Below are 17,641 nucleotides of genomic sequence, written 5' to 3'. Positions count from 1 at the left end.
CCCTTGCAGCGAGACTATCGTAATTTGCCACAAAGTGACGCATGGGGTCAGCGATCGATGCGGCAGGCGAATGACATTGCAGGGCACGCGGAAAGGACCGGCCACGCCGTCCTTCCGGCGCGCCGCGTAGCAGCGACGAACGCATGCGCGCGCTGATCGAAAACCTCTTCGCGGCGCCGGCCAACCGCAAGCGCGCAGGGCTGGGCTACAGCGACATCGTGCTGGCCATCGCCGCGGTGCTGATCATCAGCGTGATGATCCTGCCGCTGCCGCTGGTGGTGATCGACGCGCTGGTCGCGGTCAACATCTCGATCGGCTTCGGCCTGCTGCTGCTGGCGATCTACATTCCATCGCCCGTGGCGTTCTCCAGCTTCCCGAGCGTGCTGCTGCTGACCACGCTGTTCCGACTCGCGCTGTCGATCGCGATCACGCGCTCGATCCTGCTCGATGCCGAAGGGGGCCACATCGTCGAGACCTTCGGCAACCTGGTCGCCGGCGGCAACCTGGTGGTCGGCCTGGTGGTCTTCATGATCATCACCGTGGTGCAGTTCATCGTCATCGCGAAAGGTGCGGAGCGCGTGGCCGAGGTGTCGGCGCGCTTCACCCTGGACGCGATGCCCGGCAAGCAGCTGTCGATCGACTCCGACCTGCGCTCGGGCCTGATCGACAAGGACGAAGCCAAGCGCAAGCGCCGCCACCTCGAAACCGAAAGCCAGCTGCACGGCGCGCTCGACGGCGCGATGAAGTTCGTCAAGGGCGACGCCATCGCCGGCATCGTCATCATCATCATCAACCTGCTTGGTGGCCTGGCGATCGGCGTCCTGCAGCGCGACATGGCGCTGGCCGACGCCACCCGCACCTACAGCATCCTGACCATCGGCGATGGCCTGGTCTCGCAGATCCCGGCCATCCTCGCCACCATCGCCGCGGGCCTGGTGGTCACGCGGACCACCAGCGAGGTCGACGACAAGCATCTCGGCGCGGCCATCGGCCGCCAGGTCAGCGGCCAGCCGCGGGTGATGCTGATCACCGGCCTGCTCGCGCTGCTGATGACCCTGGTGCCCGGGTTCCCTAAGCTGGTGTTCCTGGCGCTCGGCCTCACCCTGCTGGGCATGAGTGCCTGGCGCTACCGCCATGGCTTCCAGATGCTGCGCCGCGCGTTCCGCGTTCCCGAGGGCGAGCTGGCCGAGTCGGAGATCGCCGAGCAGGTGGACGACCTCGCCCCGCCGGCGCCGCTGCAGCTCGACCTGTCGCCGTCGCTGGCGCCGATGCAGGACGCGCTGCTGGCGCGCGTGTCGGCGGTCGCCCAGGGCATGCGCGACGAATTCGGTGTGCCGGTGCCGGCGCCAAAGCTGCGCCTGGTCGAGGGGCTTGGCGAGGGCGGATATCGCCTGAGCGCGTTCGGCGCGCGACTGGCGTCCGGCCAGCTGCGGACCGACGCGGCATTCCGCCGTGCTCCGGTCGTGGCGGGTGACAACCGGCAGGCCGGTTTCTTCCCTGCGCTGTCGGGAGAGTGGGTGGCCAGCGGCTCGCCGGATGCGCTGGCCCCCGAGGACCTGCTCGACGTGCATGCGCGCGCCGCACTGCAGCGCCGGCTCGGCGGCTTCATCGGCATCCAGGAAACCGCGAACCTGTTCGCGCGCATGCAGCGCGACTATCCCGACCTGGTGAAGGAGATGCTGCGCGTGGTCGCGCCCCAGCGCGTGGCCGACGTGCTGCGCCGGCTGGCCGAGGAAGGCGTGCCGATCCGCAACCTGCGCGACGTGTTCGAGGCGATCACCGACGTCGGCGGGCGCGAGAAGGACGTCGTGCTGCTGACCGAGTACGTGCGCGTGGCGCTGAAGCGCGAGATCGCCGAACGCCACGCGGACGCCGAACGCACGCTGCACGTGCTGCTGATCCATCCGGAGCTGGAAGACAAGCTGCGCCAATCGGTGCGCGTGGCGGGCGGTGCCAGCCAGCTGGCGATCTCGCCGGAGCTGGCCGCGCGGCTCGGTGGCGAGGTGCGCGCCCACCTTGCGCGGCAGGCGGCGGGCGTGCGCCCGGTGCTGCTGTGTTCGCTCGATGTGCGCCGGCACCTGCGCAAGCTGATGGAAGTCGATTTCTTCGAGCTGCCGGTGCTGTCGTACCAGGAGCTCGCGCCCGACCTGCGCATCGTGCAGGCCGGGCAGGTGAACGCCTGAACAGGTGATTCACCAGAGGGTAACGAGGCAGTCGCAGGATTCGTTCAACGGAGGTGGCATGGGCAAGGACCGACAGGACGGGGAGGCACGGATCGATCGCGGCGTCGTGCTGCGCGTCGTATCGGGCCTGCATTCCGGCGCCGAGCGCGAGCTGGCCGGCGGCGAGATGATCCTGATCGGCAGCGGCGAGGACTGCGACATGGTGCTGGCCGATGCCGGCGTCGCCTCGCACCACGCGCTGCTGAGCTTCCTCGACGGCCGCTTTTCGCTGCGCGCGCTGGACGCGCCGCTGCACGTCGGCACCGCGATGATCCATCCGGGCGACCCGGTCGAACTCGACCGCGTGCAGCGCGTTGGCATCGGCGAGGCCGCGATCGCCTTCGGCGCCGCCGACGATGCCGGCTGGGAGCGCCATGTGCCCGGCGGGCTGGGCCCGCGGCCCGCGCCCGAGCGCACGGCGCGTCCTTTCACCCGGCGCCTGCCGGCGATTGCCGCGGTGGCCGTGCTGTCGCTGGGGGCGCTGGGGCTTTTCGCGGTGCTGATGCCGCAGACCGCGGAGACGCCCGACGGACGCGAGCAGCTGCAGCGCCTGGTGCCCGAGTACGGCATCGACGACGGGCAGGCGTCGCTGGATCCGCAGGGCCGGCTGGTGCTGACCGGTACGGTCATCGACACCGCCACCCGCGAGCGCATCGCGCGGCGGATCGCCGACGAGCAGATCGATGCGCGCCTCGAGCTGCGCACCGGCGACGACATCGCCGGCGACGTCGCCGAGATCCTGCGCGGCCAGGGGATCACGGCGCGCACGCGCTACCTGGGCAATGGCGATGTCGAAGTCACCGGCGCCTTCGAGGACGAGGCCGCGCTGCGCGCCGCGTCCTTCTCGCGGGCGATGCGCGAGGTCAAGGGCGTGGTGCGCGTGATCCCGGTCGACGTGTCGCGCTCGGCCGTCGCGCGGCGCCAGGCGCCGGCGGCGCCGCCCAAGCCGGTGCGCATCCGGGTCGCCTCGATCGTGCGCGGCGACAACCCGCACGTGGTGTCCGGCAAGGGCGACCGCTACGAGGTCGGCGCCGAGCTGCCGGGCATCGGCACCCTGGTGTCGATCACCGAGGGTGCGGCGCACGCGCTGCGGCCCGACGGCAGCCTCGAGCGCCTGAAGCCCGAGCCGGCGCCGGCGGCCGGCGAAGATCAGGCGGAACCGCAGGATTTCTCGAACGTACGCAGCGACGTGATGCCGCTGCGGATGTAGTACGCGCCGCGCCGAGGGGCGCGGCACCTGGCAGGACCACTGAAGACAAGACAGCAAGGGAAGGAGAGGACCATGACCAATATCGCAGCGGGAACCCCTGGCATCGGCCAGATGATCGCGGGCGCGGCGGCCACCGGCGGCGCCGGCGGCATCCGTGGCGGCTCGTCGGCCGGCGACCGTGGCAGCTGGTACGAGGCCATGTCGCGGGCCTGGGGCCAGACCCTGGATTCGCAGGCGGCGGTGATCACCGACATGTCGGCCAACATCGGTGCCGGCGACGACCAGCCCTCGTCGATGGTGCAGCTGACCGCGGCCAGCCTGAAGATGCAGTTCATGTCCAACAACGCCTCGACCTCGCAGAACAGCGTGGGCCAGGCGCTGGAGACGCTGGGCAAGCGCGGCTAAGCGCCGCAACAGGAGATCGACATGATCGAAGCCATCCAGGTGGCGGCCATGGACCCGGCGATGGCCGGCCAGGCCGGCCCGCAGGGGACAGGGGGGCTGTCGCACGCCACGCCCTACGACGTCCGTGATTTCGCCGCGGCGCTCGAGCGCAGCGGCGGGACCACGGGCCCGCAGCAGGTGGGCGGCACGCCGCAGGTCGCCGACATCTCGCCGGCACAGCCCTCCGAGGGCACGCGGGCGCTGATCGAGGCCATCAACAACCTCAACACCGGCGCCGACAACATCAACGCGCTGTCGCGGAGCATGAGCGGCAACATCGCCGAGCTCACGCCCGGGCAGATGATGGAGATGACGATGAAGTGCCATCAGTTCCTGTTCCAGGCGGAGCTGACGTCGAACGTTGCCAACCGGACTTCGGACGGCATCCAGCAGCTGTTCCGGCAGCAGTCCTGACCGCGGGGGTCCGTCCATGAAGTTCCTCCCGTGGTCGCGGACGCCGCGCGCGCTGCTCCTGGCGCTCGTGGCGGCCGCGCTGCTCGCCGCATGCGGCGGCAAGCCGCTCTACAGCCAGCTCGACGAGGTCCAGGCCAACCAGGTGATGGGTGCACTCATCGCCGCCGGCGTGGACGCGGACAAGAACCCGTCGCCGTCGAAGACGGGCTGGGAAATCCGCGTGGCGACGTCCGACTTCCCCTATGCCATGCAGGTGCTGGCCGCCCAGGGACTGCCGCGCGCCCAGTTCGCCAACGGCTGCGACGTGTTCAAGAAGGAAGGCTTCGCGTCCTCTTCCACCGAGGAGCGCGGGCGCGAACAGTGCGCGCTGCAGCAGGAACTCGCCGACACGCTGACCCGGTTCCCCGGGGTGGTGGATGCGCGCGTGCACGTGACCCTGGCCGAGCGTGATCCGCTTGGCGGGACCAGCCAGGATTCCTCGGTCGCGGTGGCGATCTTCGAGGCGCCGGGCACGAGCATGCGCGACCGCGAAACCGACATCAAACTGCTGATGAAGGATTCGGTGAAGGGCCTGGTCGACCTGAACAAGGTCACGGTCAAGTTCGCCGAGGCGCCGGCCATGCCGGCACGCAGGCCGCAGGGCCCGGCGCTGTCGGCGATCAGCCCGGTGGCGCTGGCGATCGCGGCCGGCGTGGTGATCCTGCTGGGACTGCTGGTGGCATTCCGCGGCCGGCTGCGCAATGGCGCGCAGGACAAGCAGGCGCCCGGCCAGGTCTGGAACGGCTGAGGCATGTCGCTGCGGGCGCTGCTGGCGGATGTCGATGCGGGATGGCTGGAGGATGCCGGCGTCCCGCTCGATCCCGCGCTGGCCGCACGGGCCCGCGACAGTGCGCTGGGCCGGCGGCTGCTGGCGTCCTGGCTGGCCAATGGCCCGGCCATGGCGCTGCTGGCACCGGACCCGTCGCGCGATCCCGACGCGGTCCGCAGCCGCTGGCGGCGTCCGCGCATCGACGCGCTGTGCCGCGACCTCGGCATCCTCGCGCATGCGCCGCCGATCCGCGCCGAAGTGCGCCGCGAGCCGGTCCGCCGGCTGAAGGCGGCGCTCGGCAACAGCTACCTGCTGGCCCTCGACCAGTCGGTCTGGGATGGCAGGCTCGCGCCCGACGGGCTGCAGCAGGCCGGCTCCGGCTTCAGGGCCGCGCTGGATGCGGCCATGTCCGGCGATGACCCCACGCCCCTGTACGCGGCCTTCGACCAGCAGGGCCGCGCGGAACTGCAGGCGTGGGCGGGCCGCCGGGACCCGGCGCTGGCCGACTGGTGCCGGCTGCTCTACCCGCCCGACGCGACCGCCGGGGCCACCGCGCGCCTGCCGGAGAAGCCGGTGCTCAGGGTCTACACGCACCATGAAACACGCGCGGCATGAGCGCGCCGACGGATCCTCGATGAACGCGGAAGCAGACAGCAGCCCCTTCAGCGCCCGGCCCGCGGCGGCTCCGTCGGGAGGCGTGGCGGTGTTCGAGCAGCGGCGCTTCTCGCGCTCGCTCGGCGCCAGCGTGGTCCCGGCGATGGCCTGGGCGAAGCTGGGCGAACTCGATGCCCTGCTCGAACGCGTCAATGGCCTGTACGACGAGGCGGTGGCCGACATCGCCCGCGCGCGGGAGCAGGGCCATGCACAGGGCTTCGCCGAAGGCATCGCCGCGGCCGAGCTGCAGATGACCGAACAGCTCGCGGCCCTGAACGAGCGCCGTGCCCGCGTGCTGGGCGAGGCCTCGGGTCGCATCACCGAACTCGCCTGTGCGATCGTCGACCGCATCGCCCCCGGCTTCGATGCGCTCACCGTGGTCCCGCCGCTGGTCATGCAGGCGGTGGAGGCCGCGCAGGCCGAGCAGTTCCTGCTGATCCGCGTCCACCCGAGCGTCCGCGACAGCGTCAGCGCGGGCCTCGGCGCCGTGCGCCAGGCCCACCCCGCGGTCGGGGTGATCGAGCTGGTCGACGATCCAAGCCTCGAGCCGACCAGCTGCGTCGTGGTGTCGGAGGCGGGCGAAGTCCGCGCCGGCGTCGCGCAGCAGATCGAGGCGATCCGCACCGCCCTTGCGGGCAGCGCCGGCCACGCGGGGCGCCAGGCATGAAGGCCACGGCCCCTGCAGCGTTCAGCGAAGCGGCGGGCAGCCCGGATCCGCTGCTGCACGCGCTTGCGCGGGTGCAGTCGATCGAGCGCGTCGGCCGCGTCGCCGAAGCCTATGGCACCCTGATCCGCGCCACCGGCCTCAAGGCCGCGATCGGCGAGCTCTGCGAGCTGCGCAATCCGCGCGGCGAGGGCGACCCGAGCTTCCGCCTCGCCGCCGAGGTGGTGGGCGTGTCAAAGCAGCTCACGCTGCTGACCCCGCTGGGCGCGCTCGACGGCGTCTCCGCGACCACCGAGGTCTATGCCAGCGGCCGCCAGGCCGCGGTGCGCGTCGGACCCGGGCTGCTGGGCCGCATCCTCGATGCCCATGGCGAACCCATCGACGACCTCGGCCCGGTCGGACCGACGGTCGACGCGCCGATCTATGCCGCCTCGCCCAACCCGCTGGCGCGCAACCTGATCGAACGTCCCTTCTCCACCGGGGTACGCGCGATCGACACCACGATGACCGCGGGCGAAGGCCAGCGCATCGGCATCTTCGCCGTCGCTGGCGGCGGCAAGAGCACCCTGCTGGGGATGCTGGCGCGCGGCGGCGACGCCGACGTCAACGTGATCGTGCTGGTCGGCGAGCGCGGGCGCGAAGTCAACGAATTCATCCACGACAACCTGGGCCCCGAAGGCCTGGCGCGGTCGGTGATCGTGGTCGCCACGTCGGACCGCCCGGCGCTCGAGCGCAGCCGCGCCGCCTGGGTCGGCACCGCGATCGCCGAGCACTTCCGCGACCAGGGCAGGCGCGTGCTGCTGCTGGTCGACTCGGTCACCCGCTTCGCCCGCGCCCTGCGCGACGTCGGCCTCGCCGTCGGCGAGCCGCCGGCGCGACGCGGCTTCCCGCCGTCGGTGTTCAGCGCGCTGCCGCGGCTGTTCGAGCGCGCGGGCAACAACGACAAGGGCTCGATCACCGCGTTCTACACCGTGCTGGCCGAGGACGAGGACGGCGGCGACCCGATCGTCGAAGAAGTGCGCTCGATCCTCGACGGCCACATCGTGCTCTCGCGCAAGCTGGCCGCGGCCTACCACTACCCGGCGATCGACGTGCTGGTCAGCCTCAGCCGCACCATGCCGCGCGTCGTCGACCACCCGCACGTGCGCGCAGCCGGGCAGCTGCGCAAGCTGCTCGCCAAGTACCAGGACATCGAGCTCCTGATCCAGCTCGGCGAATACAAGCGCGGGACCGACCCCGATGCCGACGCCGCGATCGAGAAGATCGGCGCCATCCGCCGGCTGCTGCAGCAGTCCGCGCAGGAACTGGTGCCGTTCGAGCAGTCGGCCGCGGCGCTGAAGGCGCTGTTTCCGTGAAGCGCTATCCGCTGCACACGCTGGTCCGGCTCCGCGAGCACCGCACCGAGGCCGCGCGCCAGCGCGTGCTCGAACGCCAGCGCGAAGCCCAGGACTGCCGCGACGCCTGCCTGAAGGTCGAGGGCGAGATCATCGCCCTGGACTTCGAGCAGAAGCAGCAGCGCGCGCGCCTGCTCGACCCGCCGCCGCCGGGCGTGCCCTGGCCCAACGCGCTCAGCCAGCGCGAGGCGCACATCGGGCTGCTGGGCGAGCAGGCCGATGCGGCACGCCAGCGGCTGTTCAAGGCGCAGGAAACCCTGCGTGCCGCCGAGGCCGCCGTCGCCGAGGCGCGCGCGGAGTTCTTCCGCGCCAAGGCGCGGCTGGACGCACTGCAGAAGCGGCGCGAGGTCTGGAACGGCGAACAGTCCATGCTCGAGGCACGCCAGGAAGAAGGCGCGGCCGAAGACCTGCTCCAGGCGCGGCATCTCGCCGCGCGCTGACGAGGGAGACCACGATGTCCATCGAACGCACGCAGTCATCGGCCTCCGAGGCCGCCCGCGCCCGCGAAGGCACCGCCGAAGCGCGCGAGCGCGCACCGGCGGGCCGCGAACAGGCCGACCGCTTCCGCGATGCGCTGGATGGCGCGCGGCAGGGCGTGCAGTCGCAGCCCCAGCAGGCCCAGGCCACCGCCGGCGAGGGGGCGACGGAGGAGCCCGGCCAGCAGCAGACGGTGACCCGCGATGCCGTGCACGCCGCGCGCGACGGGGACCGTGACGGCGGCGGCCATGGCCAGGACGGAAGCGACGGCGAGGCGAAACTGCTCGATCCCGCCCTGCTCTGGCAGGCGCAGCATGCGCTGCGCGGCGGCGGCGAAGCCACGCCGGCCATGCCCGCTCCGACGGGGGCCAGCCATGCGGTCGCCGAGCTGATCGAACGCCACGTGCGCAGGCTGGCGGCGGGCGGCAGCGCCACCGGGGCCGACGGCGATGGGCGGGTGCTGCTGCGCATGTCCGACGCCACCCTGCCCGGGACGGACCTGCTGCTGAGCCGCGAGGGCGACGGCTGGGTGCTGCGTGCCGACGTGCGTTCGCGCGACAGCTACGACGCGATCCGCGACGCCGCGCCCGGCCTGACCCGGCGCTTCGCCGAGCGCAACCTGGGCGAGCTGTGGGTGGAGGCCCACTTCCACGGCTGAGGTCGCTGGCGGCGGGATTCGATCGCCGGCGCATCGGGTCGTCCCCACTTAGGGTCCGACCTAGCTGGTGACCGGCGGCGCGCCCGCCTGTAATGGCCCCGTACGCGGCGTGTGCCGCATGGCAGCGGGGCATCCCCATGGTCGGTCAGGTCAACAGCAACGGCGGCGCGCAGGTCCAGAACCTCGCCGGCGACAACCTCAGCCCGTCGGGCTTCGACTACAACCGGATCCAGGGCCTGCAGGCGAGCCCCCATGTCACGCCTGCGTTCATCGCCAAGGTCGAGGCCATGGCCGAGCGGCTCGGCACGCAGCCGGAATACCTGCTGGCGGTCATGAGCTTCGAGAGCGGCTTCAGCCCGAGCATCCGCAACCAGGCCGGCAGCGGGGCGACCGGCCTGATCCAGTTCATGCCGGGCACCGCGAGCGAACTGGGCACCACCACCGACGCGCTGGCCCGCATGAGCGCCGTCGACCAGCTCGACTACGTCGAGCGCTACTTCAACAACCGGTCCGATCCGGCTGAACTGGGCACGCTGGAAGGCGTCTACACCACGGTCCTGTACGGCAGTCCGCGGCCGGATCCGGGCTCCACGCTGTTCAGCCAAGGCACTGCGGCCTACCGGATGAACGCGCCACTCGACCTCAATCGCGACGGGCGCATCACCGCCGGCGAGGCGACCTCCTTCGTGCGCGACCGGATCGATGGCGACGCGCCGCCGCCGCGCCCGGCGCCTGCGCCGGGCCCCGGCGGCAATGACGCCCCGGGTCCGGCGCCGGCACCGGACCCCGCCGGTTCGGTCACGGTGCGCAGCGGCGACACGCTCTCCGGGATCGCGGCACGCAACAACGTGTCGGTTTCCGACCTGCTCTCGGCCAATCCGCAGATCCGCAATCCGGACCTGATCTACCCCGGGCAGACCGTCCACCTGCCTGGCGGTGGCGGTGGCGGTGGTGGCGCCGAGGTCACCGTGCGCAGCGGCGATACGCTCTCCGGCATCGCCGCCCGCAACGGCGTCACCCTGGGCGCGCTGCTGTCGGCCAACCCGGGCATCGGCAACCCCGACCTGATCCATCCGGGGCAGGTGGTGAGGCTCCCGCGCGGCGCCGCGGCCACGCAGGACGTGACCGTGCGCAGCGGCGACACCCTGTCGGGGATCGCGGCGCGCAACGACGTGTCGCTGCCGGCGCTGATCGCGGCCAACCCGCAGATCCGCAATCCTGACCTGGTCTACCCCGGACAGGTGGTGCATGTGCCCGGCGGTGGCAGCGCGCCATCGCCATCTCCGGGACCCGCGCCCGCACCTTCGCCCGCGCCGTCCCCGGCTCCGTCGGATGCGCCGACCTATGCGCCCTATACCGTCTACAGCACGGGGCACCAGCCGGCGATCGCGGTCTCGCATCCCGACCAGATGCAGCCGCACCACGACTACCAGACCCAGGTGCGCGAGGGGCAGCGGCTGGAGGTGCGTGACATCGTGCTGCACCGCCCCGGCCAGTCGCAGACCAACCAGGCGATTCCCTCGCCCGTCGCCGGGACCGTGGTATCCGCGGGTCCGATGGGCAATGCCGGCAACGCGGTGATCCTGCGCGGCGAGCAGGGCGAGCTGGTCTACATCTTCCACATGTCGAGCATCGACGTGCGACCGGGGCAGCGCGTGGGCTATGGCCATGACCTCGGCAACCAGGGCTCCACCGGCAACTCCACCGGCCCGCACGTGCATATCGAAGCCCCGACTGCGACCATCGACCGATGGGTCCACGACCTCCTCGACGGCCGCTTCGACGGTCGCCGCCAGTAGCGCGGCGGCGCGGCGCGTGGCTGGCGGCGCTGTGCGCCGCCAGCGTCGGGCTGGTTGGCTGCGACCGCGCCCCGGGCCATGCGGGCTCCGCCACGTCCGCCGATGGGCAACGGCTTCCGGCGTCGGCGGCGATCGGCACGACAGCGGACAGCAGCGCGCGACGCCGGTTCGTGGCCGGGGCGGAGACTTCAGGGGCCACCCTTCCGGATGACATCCTCCGCGGACTTTCGACCGACGCGCGCGTGCTCGACTGCGGAGGCGGTGTGGTCGCGGGGCGCTCCGCCTTCGAAGGAACCTGGGTCGTCGGGCACCCTGTGGATCTGGACGCAGACGGGCGCGACGACTGGCTGGTCGAAGGTCGTCATCGCTGCCTGACCGGCACCGATGGTGCGGACTGGTGGGTGTACTCGGGTGACACCGGGTCCGCGCGGCTGGTGGCAGCGGCGGGACGTGCCCAGGCGGTCGAAATGCTGCCTGAGCGCCATGGCGGCTTCCGCGACCTGCAGCTGCAGGCGAAACAGGGCGATCTGACGCTGCGCTATGCCGCCGGCGCCTATACGTCCGTGGACCCTGCCGAGGACTGACCGCGCCGACGCACGCCGTGCCAGTCCTCCCGCCGCAGGCGCATCCGCAGGGCGGGCCGGCCGAACTGGCAGGTGGTCCCGTCAGGCTGGAAGCCCAGGCGCGCCAGCAGCGGCGGCACCGAGCGGTTGGCCGGGTCGCACAGGCCGACCAGCCGCGGCAGGCCGAGCGTGTCGAAGGCATGTCTGCACAGCGCCTCGCCGCCCTCGAGCGCATAGCCGCGGCCCCAGGCGCGCGGCAGCAGGCGGGTGCCGATCTCGGTCTCGGCGGGATCGAACTCGGCCATCAGCGAGAAGAAGCCGAGGAAGCCGCGTGCGTCATCGGCGCGCCAGACGCCGAGGCCGGGGCGTTCGCGATGCACGCGCGCGGAGGTCTCGACGAGCGCCGCCGCGGAGGCGATGTCGTCCACCGGCGCGTCCAGCAGGGCCCGCGCCACGCGCGCGTCGCGCCCGAGGTGCTGCAGGTCGAAGACATCGGAAGGCCGCAGCCGGCGCAGCGTCATGCGCCGGGTCCTGAGGAAGACGTCGACGTCGGGGCCGTTCGCCATGGCCGGAGTATGCCGCGCGGGGCGCGGCACGGCCCCCGGGGCGACCCTAGATGGGGTACGCACCAGCTAGGAACCGTGGCGTGCCTGCGGAAACTGCGAGCTGTGCCCGGAGTCCACCGGGTTTCCATCCACTTCCAGCGAGGACAAGGATATGGGCAGTCAAATCGGTTCCATGGTCGGCAGCCTGGTCGGCACCTACTTCGGCGGTCCGCTCGGACAGGCCATCGGCCAGCAGCTGGGCTCCTGGCTCGGCGGCATCGTCGGCGAGGGCATGACCGACGCCGTGGGCTTCAACTTCGACACCATCTTCGGCGGCGCCTATTCCGGCGGTTTCGACCTCGGTTTCGGCGGCAGCTGACGGATGTCCATCGAAGCCGCACCGCCGAAGACCCGCGAGGAGCTCGTCGAGCGCCTCGCGGACCTGCGCCAGCAGGGCGTCCTCGATTCGCACGAGGAAGAGCGCCTGCTGTCGCAGTTCGATTCCATGCTGCGCGACGTCAACGAGCAGAAAGCCACGCTCGAGCCGGAGTACAAGCGGCGCGTGCGTGACGACGGGCTCGACCAGGCGAATGCCTGGCTGCGCGAGGCCGCCGCCGAGCTCGGTCGCCGCCATGGCGAGGCCACCCGCGCAATCACCGACCAGCTGCGCGTGGTCACCGGCTGATCCCGGCAGCGATTGCGCGCCGGTCCTAGGGTCGGCCCCAGTTGTCCACCGGCCCGGCCCACGCGAAGCTGCAAGCCACACGATCCAACGCCCCTTCAACGCAGGATCCCGCCACGACATGCAAGGCCAACCGCCCCCGATGAAGCCGTCCCGCCGCGCGCTCACGCCAGGCGAGCTGATGGCCAGGAGCCAGCAGCGTGGTGGCGAGCGGGCGCAGGTCGAGGCCGGCGCTTCCGCGGAGACGGCGGGGCAGGCGCTGCTCGGCCAGTTCCAGGAGTTGCTGCAGCAGGAAGGCAGCCTCGGCCATGACGACCGCGAGGAACTGGCGCGGGTCTTCGAACAGGCGCTGCAGGATTCGGCCTCGTCGCCCTCGGCGGCGGCGTCCGACGCCTTCGACGCGTCGACCTGGCGCGAGACGGTCGAGATGCTGCTCCAGGGCGGATTCGTCGAACAGGGCGAAGCCGACCACCTGATCCGTTCGCTCAACGAGGCACTGGCTCCACTGCAGCGGCGTGAGTCGCGGCTTGCGATGGAGTTCAGTCGCCGCGTCGAGGCCGAAGGCCAGGAGAAGGCGCTGGAGTGGTTCCGCCAGGCCAGCAAAGCCGGGCAGGAACCGGCGGCGGCACGTGTCCCCGGTGCCGCGGCACCGGACAGGACGACAGAGTCGCCGCTGCGCGCCGATACGGTGAATTCGAGGTCGAGGCGGTTGCGCGGGCCACCGGGCCAGGGCTGGAGCTGACCCACCCCTGATCCAACGCACACACCAACTCGAATCGGAGAAACATCATGGCTGTCGACATCACCTCTTTCGTTGCAAACGCCACCACCATGCGCGAGGCCGAGGCCCAGCTGGCGTCCGCCCGCGGCGGCGGCTGGCTGATCGCCCTGGCCCAGGTCCTCGGCAAGATCGCCGACAAGATGGGCGAGGAAATCGTCGCCAAGGCCAAGGAGATCGATACCGCCGGTCCCGAAGCCGACAACATCAACGAGCTCAACGCCGAGCTGACCGCGATGAGCCAGGTCTTCAAGATGTTCATGGAAACCGTGAGCACCGTGATCAAGACCATCGGTGAAGGCAACGCCTCGGTGGCCCGCAAGCAGTAAGCGGCCCCGGACAGAAAACGCCCTGCTTCGGCAGGGCGTTTTTTTTGGCCTGTTTTTCGTAGATGGAGGCAACGCCGGGTGCAGCGCCAGGGGCAGCGCTCGTTGCAACGCCGCGGCGCTTTGACGCATGGCCTGCTGCCGCTCATGTCCCCCGATGCCGGCCCGCCGGGCCGGCCTCTCCTCCTTGACTTCCCGTCAGCAGGCCACGCGCCAAAGCGATGCAGGGCTCCGGGTGCGCCGCGCAAGAGCCAAAGCAATGCAGGGCCGCGGGGAATTCCGCAGGAGAGCCAAAGCGCTGCAGGGCTGCGCGTGCACCGCACAAGAATCAAGCCGGGCGCCGTGGCGATCATTCGTGCTGCGCCCTGCGCCTGCGCGCAGCGTCCAGCGGCCGAACCGATCCGGACTGCGGTGCGATGCCTGCTGACGGGAAGTCAAGGAGGAGGCTTCGGCCGCAGGCCGAAGCCGGGGGACATGAGCGGCAGCAGGCATCGCACCGCAGCACCGCGAAGCAGCCCGCCAAGCGCCCCTCCAAGCGCCCCCCAAACGCCCGGCAAAACGCCCGGCAAAACGTCCCGCCAAACGTCCCGCCGCACGGCGTTTGCCAACCAGGCGACGCGTCTCTAGTCCCGGCAGACCGGCATCCGGCGCATCACCAGCGTGCCGCCGGCGGGATCGGGAACCGGCCGGACCTCGTAGGCCACGTTCCGGCAGTTCTCCAGGTCGGCGCGGCGTGCGCGCTTGCGGGGCTCTGTCGCCCTGCGGCCTGGTTGTTGGAGATCGTAGGTGAAGCGCAGCCGGGTTCCGCGCGGCAGGCCCCCGGCGTTGGGTTCGAGCAGCTCGACCACGACGACCATGTCGAAGGCCGCGTCCGACACCTCGCCGGTCACGGTGTACGCCAGTGGATGCGCATCGCCGCCGCCGCGGATCCGGCCTTGGCGGTCGATGTCCACCCGGACGTCCCCCATCCGGCCGCTCCAGCCCCCCGCCGGGGTCAGCTTTCCGTCGAGTTCGAGGCCGGCATCGCCTTGCGGGTCTGAGATCGCGCCGATCACGCTGAGCTTCATGGCCCCGCCGCTGCCGGGGACGAAGCGCGCCGTGCCGCGGCCACGCTCGTCGTAGGCGCGGCCGCCGGGCGGGTCGACCACCACGTCGACGCGGCCTTCGTAGGCGGTCGACGGGAACCGGGGACTGGCATCGCTCCCGTGGCAGGCACCCAGCACCAGGGCGAGGGCAAGCGGGAGCATGCGGAACTTCACTGCGGGCATGGTCATCTCGTCCGGGGAACCGGGCGCGCGACGTGGTGCAACGGCATATGGCGCAACGCGGGCACTCAAGGGCGCCGCGCGCCCAGCCTCTTCGCCAGCAGCCAGGCGACCGCGGCGGTCAGCAGGCCGACCAGCGCGGAGCCGCCGGTCCAGGTGCGCGCCGAGTCGCCGAGCACCTGCCCGCCCACCGGGAGCAACGCGACGATCGCGAAGCCGAGGCAGCCGTAGGCGATGATCGCCAGCAGCCAGAACAGCCACTGCATCGTCGCCTCGCGCAGTTCGCGCTCGACCGCGGCGGGGTCACGACCGGATGCACCCGTGTGCCCCTGGGCACCGAGGGCCACGAGCAGCGACGACAGTCCGCCCTCGAGCACGCGTGGACGCCGGTCGAGGCCGCGTCGCTGCGGGCCTTCGCCGGTGTAGCCGGCGGCATCGGGCCGGACCGGCAGGCCACGGTCGTTCACCGCCAGCGGGTTGGCGGCAGCGCGGGCCTCCGCCGCCTGCGCGGCCGCGGGCAGTGCGCTGGCCATGGTGCTGCCGGCGATGGTGGCGGCTGCCGCCGCACTGGCCAGGGTGGCCGCGGTGGTCGCCGAAGCCTGGGTGGCGCCGTGCCCCGTCGCTGCAGCGGCGGTGGTCGCTGCCGCCGCGGGTGCTGTGGCAGACCGCTGCAGGTTGGCCAGGCCGGGGTCCTGCGTGCGCGGGACCAGTCCGACATCGGCCGGCCGCGCCGCCAGCTGGGCCGCGTCCGCGCGCATGCCCGGTGCGACCTGGGCGCCCTGGGCCGACACGTCCGCGCGCTGGGCTGTGGCCTGGGGAGCGCCGGCATCCGCGCGCGGGGTAGCGGGCAGTGGCACCTGCGCCGGCTGGGCCAGCTGCTGCGCCGACATCGGAGTCGCCGCGCCCGCCAGCAGGCCATTCGCCAGGCCGCCCTGTCCGGGGGCGCCGGCTTGTGGCGAGCCCGGGACCTGCGGGCCTTGCGGTACCACCGGCTGGTGCACGGGCACCTGACGGGGGCCGCCCAGCACGTCGCGGATCACCTGTCCCGGTGCCAGCGGCAGCGGGCGTTCGCCGCCCTGGCCGGGCGCAGGCGCGGGCGCACCGGGACCGGGCCTTCCGGCATCCCAGCCGCTGCCGTTGGGGCGCTCCGCGCCGGGCGCCGGGTTGCCGGGCCCCTGCGGGCGTTCCGGGCCGGGACCCCAGCCGGTGCCAGCCGGTCGCTCGACGCCCGGCGGCATGCCGGGAGGCGCGGGTGCGAGTCCTGGCGGCGGGCCCGGTATTGGCCCGCCCTGGCGCAGCAGTCCGGGCGGGCCGAGGCCATCGGGGCCCTGGCCGCGCGCGCCGGGTTCGGGACGACCCGGGAAGCCCCTGTGGCCTTCGCCCCGGTGTGCCTGCTCGTGCGGGCTGCCCCAGGACATGTTGTGCGGCGCAGGCAGGCCCGCGGGCCCCTTGCCCAAGGGGCCGGGCAGATTGCTGATGACCCTGTCGATGATGGACATCGGTGCCTCGCAGCTGCGTGGGCGGCAACCCCCCGTTGTTCCCAACACACGGTAGGCGCTGTCGTCCCGGACTGCAGCCTCGGGTCAACCCGAGGTCGGCCGGGCTTCGGGCATAAAAAACGGGAGGCCGAGGGGCCTCCCGTGAAAACCGGCCGAAGCCGGAGGACTATGTTGTGGCGCGCCCAGCCTACCGCCGGGCGAATCCTTATGCAATACCTGAGGAGTACGCGTCTATCTGATTGAATTGACTAGCGATCAGTGCGCAGGGCTCCACGCTTCCGCGCGCGCCGGGAGTCCCGGGGAAGCGACCGCGCATTGTCGAACGCCGCGGATTCCCAGCTGCCGTAGGTCGGGTTCGGCAGCACCCACCAGCGCGCCCCGAACCAGTCGCGATGGTCGGCATGCAGGGCGGCGTGCTGCGCCGGCGTGTTCGCGCCCGCCTGGACGAAGTCGCCCAGCTGGTCGCCGAACTGCATGAGCACGCGGTGCGTGCGCCCCACCAGCTGCCGGCGACAGGTCTTGCCAGATCCCGCCTGCTCGCAGCCGGGCACGTCCAGGCCCAGGCCGAGGAACACCTCTCCATGCTGGACCGGCAGCCCCTGGCTGCGCAGGTTGTCCAGCGTCGCTCCGCTCAGCGCCGTGCTGCGGTTGGAGATGTAGAACACCGTGATGCCCTTGGCCGCCGCCGCGCGGGTGAAGTCGAGGGCGCCGGGAACCGGGATCGCCTTGCGCTCCTCGACCCAGGCATCCCACGCGGGATCCGAGAACTCCTGGCCGTCGACGACCAGGCGCGCCTGGTAGGCGGAGTTGTCGAGCACGGTCTCGTCGATGTCGAGGATCACCGCCGGCGGCAGGTTCGAGGCGTCACCGGCGGCGCTGCGCTCGGCGGCGACCAGGGCGTCCCAGGAGCGGTCGGCCAGTGCCGCGTCGAGGCGCTCGGTGGCGGCGCGGAACACCGACTCCGAAAGCGCGCGGTATTCCACCGAGCGCTGCACCCAGAGCACCGCGTTGAGGTTGTCGTCGGCCGGGACGGCGGCGGAGGACGCTGCCCCGGCGTGGGGCGCGGGGGTGGTGCCGTCGACCGGCAGGCTGCGGCAGCCGGCCAGCGCCAGGGCCGCGGCCAGCAGCGTGGCGGCACGGAGGGAGTTCGGGGACGACTGCAGGCGCATGGCGGACACCGTGTGCGGAAACGGTCCCAAGTCTATCCGAGCGCCCAGGAGTCCCGGCCCGCCACCGCCC

General features: G+C 72.0%; 20 protein-coding genes. 16 read left to right on the top strand and 4 right to left on the bottom strand.

Features of this window, described 5'->3' with window-relative positions; translation table 11 throughout:
- Positions 1-143: 143 nt before the first annotated feature.
- From sctV to JGR68_RS13490, 12 genes are all read left to right on the top strand, one after another.
- Complete coding sequence (gene sctV, locus JGR68_RS13545; protein WP_199362541.1) at positions 144-2,183, top strand: type III secretion system export apparatus subunit SctV; 2,040 nt, start codon at positions 144-146, stop codon at positions 2,181-2,183.
- A 58-nt stretch (positions 2,184-2,241) separates the two neighbouring features.
- Positions 2,242-3,432, top strand: a complete 1,191-nt coding sequence (locus JGR68_RS13540; protein ID WP_199362540.1) for an FHA domain-containing protein — start codon at positions 2,242-2,244, stop codon at positions 3,430-3,432.
- 72 nt (positions 3,433-3,504) lie between these two features.
- A complete protein-coding gene (locus tag JGR68_RS13535) occupies positions 3,505-3,837 on the top strand; it encodes a hypothetical protein (RefSeq protein WP_199362539.1) in 333 nt (110 codons plus the stop codon).
- 21 nt (positions 3,838-3,858) lie between these two features.
- A complete protein-coding gene (locus tag JGR68_RS13530; RefSeq protein ID WP_199362538.1) occupies positions 3,859-4,290 on the top strand; it encodes an EscI/YscI/HrpB family type III secretion system inner rod protein in 432 nt (143 codons plus the stop codon).
- Positions 4,291-4,306: 16 nt separating this feature from the next.
- Positions 4,307-5,077 carry a hypothetical protein gene (locus tag JGR68_RS13525; RefSeq protein ID WP_199362537.1) on the top strand — a complete coding sequence of 257 codons (771 nt, stop codon included), beginning with the start codon at positions 4,307-4,309 and terminating at the stop codon, positions 5,075-5,077.
- A gap of 3 nt (positions 5,078-5,080) precedes the next feature.
- Entirely contained in the window at positions 5,081-5,713 is a 633-nt protein-coding gene (locus JGR68_RS13520) for a hypothetical protein (protein ID WP_199362536.1), read from the top strand.
- Between the two features lie 19 nt (positions 5,714-5,732).
- Positions 5,733-6,419 carry a FliH/SctL family protein gene (locus JGR68_RS13515; protein WP_199362535.1) on the top strand — a complete coding sequence of 229 codons (687 nt, stop codon included), beginning with the start codon at positions 5,733-5,735 and terminating at the stop codon, positions 6,417-6,419.
- Positions 6,416-7,771 carry a FliI/YscN family ATPase gene (locus JGR68_RS13510; protein WP_199362534.1) on the top strand — a complete coding sequence of 452 codons (1,356 nt, stop codon included), beginning with the start codon at positions 6,416-6,418 and terminating at the stop codon, positions 7,769-7,771. Before JGR68_RS13515 ends, JGR68_RS13510 begins: the two co-directional genes overlap by 4 nt.
- Positions 7,768-8,250: a hypothetical protein gene (locus JGR68_RS13505; protein ID WP_199362533.1), complete on the top strand. Its 483-nt coding sequence runs from the start codon at positions 7,768-7,770 to the stop codon at positions 8,248-8,250. Before JGR68_RS13510 ends, JGR68_RS13505 begins: the two co-directional genes overlap by 4 nt.
- A gap of 14 nt (positions 8,251-8,264) precedes the next feature.
- The gene (locus JGR68_RS13500) at positions 8,265-8,945 is read left to right on the top strand and encodes a hypothetical protein (RefSeq protein WP_199362532.1); all 681 of its coding nucleotides are present in this window, start codon (positions 8,265-8,267) and stop codon (positions 8,943-8,945) included.
- A 137-nt stretch (positions 8,946-9,082) separates the two neighbouring features.
- Positions 9,083-10,744: a LysM peptidoglycan-binding domain-containing protein gene (locus JGR68_RS13495; protein ID WP_199362531.1), complete on the top strand. Its 1,662-nt coding sequence runs from the start codon at positions 9,083-9,085 to the stop codon at positions 10,742-10,744.
- A 314-nt stretch (positions 10,745-11,058) separates the two neighbouring features.
- Positions 11,059-11,328, top strand: a complete 270-nt coding sequence (locus JGR68_RS13490; RefSeq protein WP_199362530.1) for a hypothetical protein — start codon at positions 11,059-11,061, stop codon at positions 11,326-11,328.
- On the opposite strand, the gene JGR68_RS13485 is transcribed toward JGR68_RS13490, so the two are convergent.
- On the bottom strand, positions 11,298-11,873 hold the full coding sequence (locus JGR68_RS13485; protein WP_199362529.1) for a GNAT family protein: 576 nt from the start codon (positions 11,871-11,873) through the stop codon (positions 11,298-11,300). The genes JGR68_RS13490 and JGR68_RS13485 overlap by 31 nt on opposite strands.
- 151 nt (positions 11,874-12,024) lie before the next feature.
- Here JGR68_RS13485 and JGR68_RS13480 point away from each other — a divergent pair, with 151 nt between their 5' ends.
- The 4 genes from JGR68_RS13480 to JGR68_RS13465 all read left to right on the top strand — a co-directional run bounded on the left by JGR68_RS13480 (position 12,025) and on the right by JGR68_RS13465 (position 13,641).
- On the top strand, positions 12,025-12,231 hold the full coding sequence (locus JGR68_RS13480) for a hypothetical protein (RefSeq protein ID WP_199362528.1): 207 nt from the start codon (positions 12,025-12,027) through the stop codon (positions 12,229-12,231).
- Positions 12,232-12,234: 3 nt separating this feature from the next.
- Positions 12,235-12,537: a hypothetical protein gene (locus JGR68_RS13475; RefSeq protein WP_199362527.1), complete on the top strand. Its 303-nt coding sequence runs from the start codon at positions 12,235-12,237 to the stop codon at positions 12,535-12,537.
- Positions 12,538-12,676: 139 nt separating this feature from the next.
- Entirely contained in the window at positions 12,677-13,276 is a 600-nt protein-coding gene (locus JGR68_RS13470) for a hypothetical protein (RefSeq protein ID WP_199362526.1), read from the top strand.
- A gap of 47 nt (positions 13,277-13,323) precedes the next feature.
- Entirely contained in the window at positions 13,324-13,641 is a 318-nt protein-coding gene (locus tag JGR68_RS13465) for a hypothetical protein (RefSeq protein WP_189498326.1), read from the top strand.
- A gap of 620 nt (positions 13,642-14,261) precedes the next feature.
- On the opposite strand, the gene JGR68_RS13460 is transcribed toward JGR68_RS13465, so the two are convergent.
- The 3 genes from JGR68_RS13460 to JGR68_RS13450 form a co-directional block, all read right to left on the bottom strand.
- The gene (locus tag JGR68_RS13460) at positions 14,262-14,906 is read right to left on the bottom strand and encodes a hypothetical protein (RefSeq protein WP_199362525.1); all 645 of its coding nucleotides are present in this window, start codon (positions 14,904-14,906) and stop codon (positions 14,262-14,264) included.
- A 65-nt stretch (positions 14,907-14,971) separates the two neighbouring features.
- Positions 14,972-16,402, bottom strand: coding sequence for a hypothetical protein (locus JGR68_RS13455; RefSeq protein ID WP_199362524.1), 1,431 nt, complete (start codon positions 16,400-16,402; stop codon positions 14,972-14,974).
- 248 nt (positions 16,403-16,650) lie between these two features.
- Positions 16,651-17,571, bottom strand: coding sequence for a 5'-nucleotidase, lipoprotein e(P4) family (locus JGR68_RS13450; RefSeq protein WP_199362523.1), 921 nt, complete (start codon positions 17,569-17,571; stop codon positions 16,651-16,653).
- Between the last annotated feature and the right edge of the window lie 70 nt (positions 17,572-17,641).

Origin of the sequence: Luteimonas sp. MC1750, from assembly GCF_016615955.1 — a bacterium.
Classification (GTDB): Bacteria; Pseudomonadota; Gammaproteobacteria; order Xanthomonadales; family Xanthomonadaceae; genus Luteimonas.
The sequence above is the reverse complement of the archived record's forward strand: the minus strand, read 5'-3'. Positions and strand labels throughout refer to the sequence as shown.